The organism is Brachyspira catarrhinii (assembly GCF_005518285.1).
GTDB lineage: Bacteria > Spirochaetota > Brachyspiria > Brachyspirales > Brachyspiraceae > Brachyspira > Brachyspira catarrhinii.
Window position 1 is genome coordinate 1 of the sequence record NZ_SJDU01000645.1, and the last position, 830, is coordinate 830.

Sequence of the window (830 nt, forward strand, 5' to 3'; positions counted from 1 at the left end):
ATTTTACATGGAATTTGCGGACAAATTATTATCGTTTAAAAATAATCGTAAAGAACTTATAAATAAATTGAAATCCGTATTTGAATTTATTAATATAAAAATACCAAAAATATTTGAAGAAAAAGATATAGACCCTTTTACTATTTTTGGATTATTTAATAAAGGCATGCCAGATAGAATAGATATAATTAACGGAATAGCTGATAAATTTCAAATTGCTTCCGCAGTGCCGCTTGATTTTTATCGTGTCCCCGTGCTATTTCCATTATCGGCTATTCTTTTTAATACAACCGATAAATCAAAAAACGAAGATATTAAAAATTTGTGGAATGTTTTTGAAATCGCCATTAATTATGCTGATAATAATACTAATAAAAATAGGGAAGCGTTTATAAATGCATTCGATTTGGCTAAAGATATAAAAGGCAATAAATGGAAACTAACTCAAGGGCTTTATTGGATACGCCCGTTTAATTATATCAATTTAGATAATGTGAGTAGAAAATTTATTATAGAAAATAAAATTATACCAGATTACGCTAATTATTTGTCGGATACAAATAAATCTATGATAAACGGCGAAGAATATTTAACGATATGCGATAAATTAATCGAAGCTATAAGTAATAATTATGAATTTAAAGATTTACCAGAATTATCATTTTCCGCTTATTATACTATTAATATAATTCAAAAAAATACTAATAAAAAAGAGGAGGATTTATTAATGAATTTTGAATGGACTAAATTTTACATGGAATTTGCGGACAAATTATTATCGTATAAAAATAATCGTAAAGAATTAATTGATAAAATGAAATTAATTAATA

1 protein-coding gene is annotated in these 830 nt (G+C 24.8%); it reads left to right on the forward strand.

Annotated elements, in window-relative coordinates:
* On the forward strand, positions 1-830 hold an 830-nt coding region (locus EZH24_RS14390; RefSeq protein WP_201798606.1), incomplete at both ends, for a hypothetical protein.